The sequence below is a fragment of the Seonamhaeicola aphaedonensis genome, assembly GCF_003386195.1.
In the GTDB taxonomy this organism is placed as follows: Bacteria; Bacteroidota; Bacteroidia; order Flavobacteriales; family Flavobacteriaceae; genus Seonamhaeicola; species Seonamhaeicola aphaedonensis.
Map to the genome: position 1 here is coordinate 316,896 of NZ_QRDX01000005.1, position 10,851 is coordinate 327,746.

Annotated in this window: 3 protein-coding genes; all 3 read right to left on the minus strand. The window is 38.1% G+C overall.

The window, feature by feature from the left end:
* Positions 1-395: hypothetical protein (locus DFQ02_RS15210; protein ID WP_181896398.1), on the minus strand; the 395-nt coding region annotated here is incomplete at its 3' end.
* Positions 396-440: 45 nt separating this feature from the next.
* The gene (locus DFQ02_RS10270) at positions 441-1,229 is read right to left on the minus strand and encodes a hypothetical protein (RefSeq protein ID WP_147297757.1); all 789 of its coding nucleotides are present in this window, start codon (positions 1,227-1,229) and stop codon (positions 441-443) included.
* A 181-nt stretch (positions 1,230-1,410) separates the two neighbouring features.
* Positions 1,411-10,851 (minus strand): LamG-like jellyroll fold domain-containing protein (locus tag DFQ02_RS10275; protein WP_116524338.1); only part of this gene is annotated, 9,441 nt, incomplete at its 5' end.

Below are 10,851 nucleotides of genomic sequence, written 5' to 3' on the forward strand. Positions count from 1 at the left end.
TGTCCTATATTATCGAAAAGAATATTAGAGACACTACTTTTACCAAAACCGGCTTTTGCATTTAGACTTGTTTTTTGCGATTCAAGTTCTTTAATGGCCGTTGGGAGATTTTTAGTAGCTCTATCGGCATAAAACTTAGTAAGATCATTAACAAGCACATTATAGGCAATGCCCTTATTTTTTAAATTTTTTAGTTCATATTCAGAGAGTTCTAACTGTAGTCCTTGACTATTAATCAAGGCTCCACAAGATAAATCCATACCTAAATCACTTAATGTATGTATGACATCATGGGTAGGGGAATTAATTATAATGCGTTTGTATTTTAAGTTTTGCGAAAAAGTAACCTGTAAGCATAGGCATAGTAAGATACTTGAGAGTAAAATTTTTTTCATGTGAGAGACTATAAATGTATAAACTGGTTAAAATATAAATAGCAATTAAAGCACCATTATCTTTTTTGTTAATAATCCTCTATCGGTTAGTAAGTTAATTATGTAGTAAGCGTTACTATTTAAAGATAAAGGAATTTTGATGCCGCTATATGCAGTTGTTTTTTTTGAATATAGATTTTGACTTGCTATGTTATAAATATCAATAGCTTCAATCTTAATATTATTATTTGTACTTATAATTAATTCATTGGATTTTTTGGAATAATGAACTTTTGTAGAAGCTAAAATTTCATCATTTGTAGATAGCGAGTTTTTAGCGACAATTGGTTCTGAAGTTTCTTTAAAGGCCAGATAAAACCGGTCTGTGTATTCACCACTTGGCATATGAGAATCAAAATCAGTGTCATTAATTTTAGTGTAAGTTCTTTCTTCACTATCATATATGTACATATTTGTAGAAGATGGAAAATTATAAGTACCAGCTAGTTTAATTTTTATATTTCCTGAATTTTGTAGAAACATACCTAATGAGTATTGTTTTGTATCATCAAACGCACCTACGCCTTGTATAACATATCTATTGTTGTCTATCATCCAATTTAGATCATCTGGAAATATATCTCTATTTATGGCGTCATAACCATAGTCCACTCCATCTGAAGCAGCGTTATCTGGTGTAAAACCAATCAAAAGATGTCTCACAAAACCATTTGGCATGGTGAAATCAATTTGAATCTTTTGCATATCATTTTGAGCTTCAGCTTTGTGGATAGAAGAAAAGGCTATTGTAACTCCAATAATACAGTAGTAAAGATAAGTAGTAATTTTCATCATTATATTTATATTTAATCGATGAACGGCATATTTATGCGTCAAATATAACAATAAAAATTACTAAAAACCTATAAAATGCAAAAAAAATCGATGAAATGCACTTCTATACATAAATTAATATTACTAAAAACAAAAAGAGATGCTTTAAAGCATCTCTTTTTTAATTAAGATTAAACTCTTTTTATTGCTGTACTACTATCTTTTTATTGGCAGATCCATCTAAAGTTTCCACTTTTACTATGTAAGTACCTTCAGCAACTTTACTTATCGGTATCCTAATTTCGTTGGTAGACAGATTAGGGGTGTTTGAAACATTCCAAGATTTAATAGTCTGTCCAAGTATATTTGTTAAGTATATCTGTTTAACACCAATATTTGCTGGAGTCTTAATATATAATTCTTTGGTGTTTTGTAAATAGCTAATGCCTATGAGTGATTCCAGTACATTGTCATCATCAAATGATAAGGTATTATTTTTTTCGAAGGTTAGGAAGAACCTGTCCAAATAATCACCAGCTTCTAGATTCATTTCAAAATTCTTATTGTTTATTTTGGTATATGTTCCTAATAATGAATCGTAGACATAAACCTTGGTATTTGGGTCTAATCCATCCATGTCATTTAAAATGATTTCAAAAGTACCACCAGAACCTAAATATAGACCTAATGGCAATAATTTAGATTCATCAAATTCTCCAACACCTTGAATTTCATATCCTTTTCCATCAATAATCCAAGTTAAGTCGTTAGGGAAATTGTTAAACTTAGGTGCATCGTAACCATAATCAACATCGTCAGTTGCGGTACCTCCAGGAACAAAACCTAACAATAATTGACGAATAGCACCTTCGGGCGTTTTAAAATCTATTCTTAAACGTTTGATGTCATCTGAGGACTCTCCATTTTTGGGAGGTGCAGATTTGGACGTCTCACCTTTTTTAGTATTATTAGATTTCAAGAACACCGAACCATTATTTGCAAAGCCAGTTACAGCCTCTCTAACAAATACACGTTGATCGTTATTAAACTCTATATCTCCACCTGCTCCGTTTCCATCTCCATTATCAGTGAGATCTGCAGCCGTTACAAAAAAGCCTTGTCCAACTGGGATGTATCGTTCTGGAACTTTTGTTCCTGGACCACCTAAAATTTCATATCCCTCAGCAGTTGGAGGAGGGGTGGCGGCAGCAATTCCACCAGTAAAATTTAAAACCGCATAACCACCTTCATATTGCGCTAAAATATGGGTATTGTTACCCACATAATGTTCCCAGAAGTAAAGAGCTCCAGAAATAGCATTAGTTCCAGTTGGACCATTATCTAATAGAAAAATATTAGCATCAATAGCTGATGGATAAGGGTTTCCTATTAGAGCGTCATATCCGTCATTGATAGGAGTAGTAATGGTGTTGTTATTTGGTTTACCTGTAAATACATAGTTTTGAGTGCCAATATTATAGGGAACATAATTATTACCACTGCCTTTCATGATATGCCCTAAACCAGCATTAAAGTTAACAGTATTGCCAATACGTCTCCAAGCAGCATAGGTGTTATTCGTATAATTTTCATAGGCATACATCCAGCGTGTACTAATAGATATTGGATCAGTGTCTGGAGCTGTATACGTCCCTGTAAAAGTAATATTTTTAGGCGTAGCACTTGTGCTTCCGTCCATCATGGTTCCTCCTACGCTTCTAGGGTTATTATTCGTGCCTACTGTTCTTGGTCCAACTGGAGACCCCCAATAATTATAATTAAACGGGTTATTGGTTCCTTGCTGGTCTCTTTCAATGTAGCCACTACTATTTGCATCTAGAATACTTTCAGTAACCTGATTTGTAGTTCCTGAAGTTATCGATATACCTGCACTACCCGTATAGCGTTTTTGAACTAACTGAGATTCTCCAATCAAATCAATTTGTCCATTAAGTAGTAGATAATGCGTTATCCATAAACCATGACCGTTATTGGTTTCATCTTGTGTGCCAGTATTTGTAACTGTCAATTCTCTATTGGCATCCACTAGTAAACCAAGCAAAATTACATCCTGGGTATTAGAAATGACATCATGTCTTATTTGAGCTATATTCCAATCAATTGGTTGTCCATTAATGCCTGTACTGTTAGGGTGGTCCCAAACAGAATCTCCATGTTGCCAAGGTGTTCCAGCACCTGTAGTATTCCAATTGCCAATGGCTTTGGTGAAATAAGGTAGTGGAGCGGTTTCATCTTGGGTAGTCTCTATATTTCTTAGTTGTCCATTTATGGCTCCAGTTCCACCAGTTGGAATTAAATAACCACCAACTATTTCAGAAGCTTGAACCATTTGATAATAAGCCCTTAAGCTAGCCCAGTTTAAACCAGCCACATCTATAGGAACAATATCACCTTCTACCAAACCATTATCATGAATGCGTTGATTCATCATCTGGCGTATTTGTTCAACCGTAAGCGCAACATCCCATAAACGTAATTCCTGCATCCATCCACTGTAGTAATTATCCGGGTTAGGGTTACCACCAGCTGGATTTTGATCCATAGCCCCTAGTATAAATTCGTAGTTATTTGAGGTTGGAACACCACTACCGCCGCTATCCATTTCAATACCATCTACATAAAGCCTGTAGGTGCCGTCATAAGTTACAGCAACATGGTACCATCTGTCTGTTCCAATAGGAGAAGCAGTTACAGCAGTTGATCCATTATAGTTAAATGATAAGGTGTTGCCTTCTAATCTTAAATCATAACCATGTGTTAAATTGGTAGCATTACGTTTAGAAAAAATAGTTTGAATATTATTGTTTGCTAGACCTGTTTCTGTAGTAGCATCTGGTTTAATCCATACTTCAAAACTAAATGAACCACTTAAGTCATAGTTATTTCTAAAGGTTACATTATCATTTTCACCGTCAAAATCTAATGTACTACAATCAGTTAATATAACAGTAACATCTGAAGAACAATCACCACCATCACCACTATTAGGGGTCGTCCAAGTTAACGTATATTCGCCACCAGGACCAAAGAATTCAGCTTTTGGATCATTAATGTCAGAGAAATAGTTCGCAGGAGTATTAATGTCAACTATATTCGGACCAATATAGCTTGAAATAGACCATGTTCCTGGGATGTCAGTGGGTGCCATAGTAGGGCCATAGTCAGAACCATTAAATGGATCTGGATTTAGTGGAGTCCAACCTTCATCAGGATCATCACCAGGTAATAAATACCAGCCTTCCCATGAGTTTTCTGCCGCATATTCGTTATAATTTGCACGAGGAGATAATCGGTTGTCATAAGCATGTAAGTTAACACTACTACCACAATTGTTAATACTAACAGACTGAGATGGTCCTGCATTGGCATAGTGTACTGTTAAGTAGACATCCTCTGAACCATCAGGGGCTAAACTTCTACAACCATTAATATATGTGGTAACGGTATATCTTTGAAAACCTGGTGCATATGGCGTATACAATACATTGTTAGTACCAGTTACCACAGGTAAAACATTCCCAAATTCATCAGTCCATTCTACTTCACTAACACCTCCAACACCTGGAAGTGTTATTCCGTCTATTGCCCAGCTACTAGAACAGTTTCTTACAAAAGTCCATCTAACTCTTAAATTAGTTTGCCCAAAATAATCACTTAAGTCTAACGATACATCAGCGAAATCTTGATAATTTGCTGGTGTACTTGCCGGACCAGTAATAGTTGGTCTTAATTCTATATCGTAATTGGCGCCGCCATCAGTAGATAATTCAATTATTAATTCGGCAGCAGGCGCTAATTCAGTACTTGTATGGGTTTCATCAGTAAAACAATTTTGAGCACCTTCTAAATAATAAGCCTCTCTGAATTCTAAAACAGCATCTTGAATTGTCATAAGACTAAAAATAGGTGTTTCCATGGTTGTAATTCTGTTGCCTGTATCAGGATCAAATATTACTGGATGGCCTCCAACACCAGTTGTATTATAGTAGCCATAGGCAATGGCAAATTTACCTTCGTTGGTAGGCGGTGAAACAATATCATTATCATATGTTACACCAGTATGGTATGTTTTACCATCATTGGTAACAGACCAGTTATTTTGATTAACACTATTACCTGAAGCCGATAATTTACCTAACTCTCCATCAACAATCCATCCATCAGGGTCGTTAGTATTTAATTGGCCTTGATCAAAACCTCCTTCAGTATTGAGTGTTTCGCCGCCAAAATTAACGGAAGAAGAAAAGGTTGAGGTACCTCCTAAACAATATTCTATAGGAGACGCTTGAACTGGCTCAGGTTTTAAGTCGGACGGAATAACGCTCACATAAGCCACGTCTGAGTAAACATCGCCACATGCACTGCCCGTATTAACGACCACGCGGAAAGCGGTTGCTCCATCAATTGCATTGGTTAATACATCGGTGAAATTATATATAAGCCTTCCAGCATTTCCAACAGTAGAACCAGGACCAATGGGGTCAATAGGAACTGTTGTAAAGTCAGTAACGGTACTATTCAAATACTGCCATTCAACAATATCTGTAGCTGAAACTCCGCTTACTTCAAGTTGTCCATTCCCTTCATGACAAGCAATGATTTCACTGCTTATGGGTCCTTGATTATTTTGGTCATCTAAGGCGTAACCTTCTAAAGTAAAGCCACCAGCAACATAAGGTTGTACGGTTAGCGTAAGCTCATCATATTCAGCAGCACAAGGTGCTCCAGGATCATTGGTGGTTAATCTTAAAATGACCGTACCTGAATAACCAGAAGCAGGCGTATAGGTAATTGTTTCAGGGTTTGCCGTTTGTAAAGAAGAACTTAGTGTTCCACCACCCGATATAATAGACCAAGCGGCAGTACTTGCGCCTCCCGAATAATTAGCACCATTTAGAGTAACTGTATCATTAGAACAAACAGTTTGATCATTTCCTGCTTCAACTTCAGGAATTGGGTTAATTGTTAATAGCATTGTATCTGAAACAGCCAAACAAGGGCCAACAGGATCATTTGAAGTAAATGTTAAGGTTACATTACCAGAGCTTACATCACTTGAGCCTGGTGTATATACTGCATTTAATAGGCTAGTGTTATTGAATGACCCATCTCCACTAGTGCTCCAAGTTCCAGAGGTTGCACCGCCACCATTTAAGGTAGCACTCATAGTTGCCGTATCATCAGAACAAATGGTTTGATTACTTCCAGCATCTACTGAGGCATCTCCGTAAATAGTAAATGTGAAATCTTCTGAAACCACAGAGCAACCTCCGCCAACATTCATAGTGTAAGTTATTGTATAAGTATCTATATAAGTGTTAGTTGGATTGAAAGCACCTGTTGATGTATTGAATCCCGTAATAGATCCTCCTGAATTTGCTACGTAAGAATAAGTACCTCCACTTAAGTTTGCACCAGTTAACGTTGGGTTATAGGTTGTATTGTCAGATATACAGTATTCAGAACTAGAATAGCTTAAATTGGTTATTACTGGTAAAGGAGTTACTGTTAAAGTAGCACCGTTTGATGTAACACTTGGACAGTTACCACCAGCACTGGCTATAACAACATCATAAACACCAGCATCTGCAGGTGTTAAAGGGCCAATTGTTAAAGAAGACGACGTTGTAGGAGCACCATAATTCACACCATCTTTTCTCCATTGATACGTGTTTGTAGCTGCTAGAGCTCCCGTAGCTGTAACGTTAAAAGTTATGCTGTTCCCTTCACATTCAGTAACATCATCAGGATGGTCGGTAACGGTCAATACTTGGTTGACGTTCAAAGTTACTGTAGATGATGTCTTGCTAGCACAGGAAGCGTCTCCACTAACAATAACATAATAAGAGCCGGCATCACTTAAAGTGGTAGACCCAAAATTCAAAGTAGCATTTGTACCCACCGAAATGTCAGAAGGAGATGAAACTTTAAACCATTCATAGCTGAGGTCATCTCCAAAGGCAACTACTGATAAACTAGCGGAGTCAGACTCACAGACCCCAACATTTTGAGGTTGGGTTGTGATGATGACATCTTCTTTTACAGTAACAATAACAGTATCAGTTTTTGCAACACATGGTCCTGTACCATCAGGGTCAGCTGAGGTTAAAGTAAGGGTAACGGTTCCGCTTGAAATACCCGGTGAATAAGTTGTTGATAAATCATTAACATTAGTAAACGTTCCAGAAGACGCAGACCAAGTTCCATTGGTGGTACCACCTGTAATGCTTCCATTAAGGGTAATCGAACCATTTGAACAAACCGTTTGCGGGCTACCAGCATCTACTACTACATCTTCATTTACTATAATATCAACAGTATGATCTACTGGTAAGCATGGTCCTGAACCATCAGGGTCAGCTGAGGTTAAAGTAAGGGTAACAGTTCCACTTGAAATACTAGGTGTATATGTTGATGTTAAAGAATTAACATTAGAGAATGTTCCAGAAGGCGCAGACCAAGTTCCATTGGTGGTTCCGCCTGTAATACTACCATTTAAGTTTACTGTGCCTCCCTCACAAACAGTTTGTGAGCTGCCTGCATTCACAACTGTGTTTTCGTTTACTGTAATAGCCACGGTATCAGTAACAGGTATACATGGTCCAACTCCATCAGAGTCATCAGATGTTAAAGTAAGGATAACGGTTCCACTAGAAATACTAGGTGTATATGTTGATGTTAAAGAATTAACATTAGAGAATGTTCCAGAAGGCGCAGACCAAGTTCCATTAGATGTTCCGCCTGTAATGCTACCATTAAGGTTAATGTTTCCGCCTGAACATACAGTTTGCGGATTGCCAGCATCAACTATTGTAGCAGGATTCACTGTGATTTCAACTGTATCAGATATTGCAGTACAGGAGCCAGAAGGATCGTCTGTAGTTAAAGTAAGCTGAACAGTTCCTGCAGAAATACTAGGGGTATATGTAGATGTTAATGAGTTTACATTAGAGAATGTCCCAGAAGGTGCAGACCAGGTAGCACTAGAGGCACTGCCTCCAATAGTTCCATTAAGTGTAATAGATTCACCAGCGCATAATATTTGTACGCCACCGGCATCGACAGTTGGAGCTAATTCAACTTGTATAGTTCTTGTATCACTGACTGCAGGACATGCATCCGGAGCATTAGTGAGTAATTGCAACGTTACAGTACCCGTAAAATTATTAGCAGGCGTATATGTTATGTTTTGAGGGGTCGAAGTTGCAGCTGTTGAGCTTAAAGTTCCTCCACCAGAAACAATAGACCAAGCAGCTTCTGTAGCGCCGCCACCAAAGGAAGCACCAGAAAGTGTTATAGGACTAGGAGTAGGAGATTGACAAACCGTGTCAGGACCACCAGCTTCAACCGTATTTAACGGATCTACATTAACAGTAGCTGAAGCACCAATATTCTGAGTGCAAGCAGGATTATTGGCATAAGCCACACTTACTAAATTGTAGGTTGTGGTACTAGAAAGAGCTCCAGTATTTAAAACATGGGTTGCACTTCCTGAAGACGTACCTAAAGGATTCGAGGCATCCGTTGTTAGATTAATAGTTTGATTTGCTCCTCCATTGATATTGTAAGTAATAATGATATCACTATTTTCATGTGCATCCACATCAAAAGTAATCGTAGAACTGGTCCCTTCGCAAATTGGAGTAGCACTCGTGCTAATTGAAGCCGTCGGGTTATGCAATATATGTAAAAGCATATCGTCTTCAGCATCACCACATACGCCTCCTGGGTCGTCAGTTGCAATAGTAATGGTTATTATCTGTCCTGGTGTTGTAACTGCTGGCAGGGTATAGGTGCCGTTTAATTGGGCATTATTTCCACCACTATTAGGTACGGTTCCTCCAGCGCCATTGTCACTCCAATCCCACTGGTTCGCATTTTTAATAGCGCCACCCACATAACCGGCTAGGGTTATTTGAGGGGTTCCATGACATACATATTGGTCTGGTCCAGCATCTGCAATGGCACCAGAACCAATGGTTATTTCTAATGATGATAATCCGCTATTTCCACAAGGGTTAGTGGCTCTAACCGAAACATCATCTTCATCAGCATTGGCAGCTATGTTAACTGTGATACTATTGGTGCCGTCTCCAGAAATTATAGTAAAACCGTCAGGTAAAATCCATTGATAGGTTACAACATTAGGGTCATTTGGTACAGTATAAGTTATGCCTGTAGCTGGAGGACATATTGCTGTTGAAGCATTACTAGTTATGGTTCCGGGGGTACTAGGTGTAACAGAAAATACTTCAATAGTTCCATTTGCTGTAATAGGGTTACAACCTGTTGTGGTTACAGTGTAGTTAAATAAGCCACTTACAGAGGGTGTGCCACTAATGGTTAGAGTGTCGCCACTAAAGCTATAGGAAAGCCCTGTTGGTAAACCTGTAACAGTTGCACCAGTACCGCCACCGCCAATAGTGTAAGTTATGTTGGGAATTGCGGAGCCAGAACATACTTGTTGTGTATCATTTCCTGTATTTAGACTAATACTTGGATCTGGTGTTACGGTAACGGTTGTGGTCGCCGTATTCACACAGCCATTATTGTCTGTAACCGATACTGTATAAATGCCATCAGAAGCTAATACAGCAGTTAATGATGGGTCTTCTGAAGAGGAACTAAACCCGTTTGGTCCAGTCCAACTCCATGAACTTGCACTATTAGAACCGTTGCTCGTAAATGTAGCATTCAGATTGATGGTGTCTCCTATACAGAAAGGGCCATTGTTAGAGGCACTTACTGTAGGTAATGGGTTAACAGTAACGGTAACATCATCAGTATTATAACATCCTGTTATGTTGTTTTCACTTCTAACGTAATACGTAGTTGTAGCACTTGGACTTACAGTTGATGAAATAGCTCCGGTATCATTATCGGCATTTGCCTGACTTGTATGGTAGGTTAAATTAGTACCCGTTGCAATGGTAGATAAATCAAATGAACCTCCAAGACAAATGGCTTGGTCAGATCCGGCATTGACACTTGGTAAAGCATCAATAGAAATATCTATGGTATCTGTCAAATAACATCCAGTTGCAAATTCGCTTCTAACATAATATGTGGTAGCAGAAGCTGGACTAACCGTAGCACTAATAGCTCCGGTATCATTATCAGCATTAGCTTGACTGGCGTGGAAAGTTATTGTAGTTCCATTTGAAGTAACTAAAGTATTTAAATCTATGCTGGTTTGACTATTTGCACATACAGAACCATTACTTGTAGATAATGTAGGCAGCGGATTCACAGTAATGGTAACATCATCAGTATTATAACATCCTGTTATGTTGTTTTCACTTCTAACGTAATACGTAGTTGTAGCACTTGGACTTACAGTTGATGAAATAGCTCCGTTATCATTATCGGCATTTGCCTGACTTGTATGGTAGGTTAAATTAGTACCCGTTGCAATGGTAGATAAATCAAATGAACCTCCAAGACAAATGGCTTGGTCAGATCCGGCATTCACACTAGGTAAAGCATCAATAGAAATATCGATAGTATCAGTAACATAACATCCAGTTGCAAATTCGCTTCTAACATAATATGTGGTAGCAGAAGCTGGACTAACCGTAGCACTAATAGCTCCGGTATCATTATCAGCATTAGCTTGACTGGT

Excerpts from the sequence above, each read along its gene's own strand:
- DFQ02_RS10270 (WP_147297757.1), bottom strand. The coding sequence starts at position 1,229 with ATGATGAAAATTACTACTTATCTTTACTACTGTATTATTGGAGTTACA.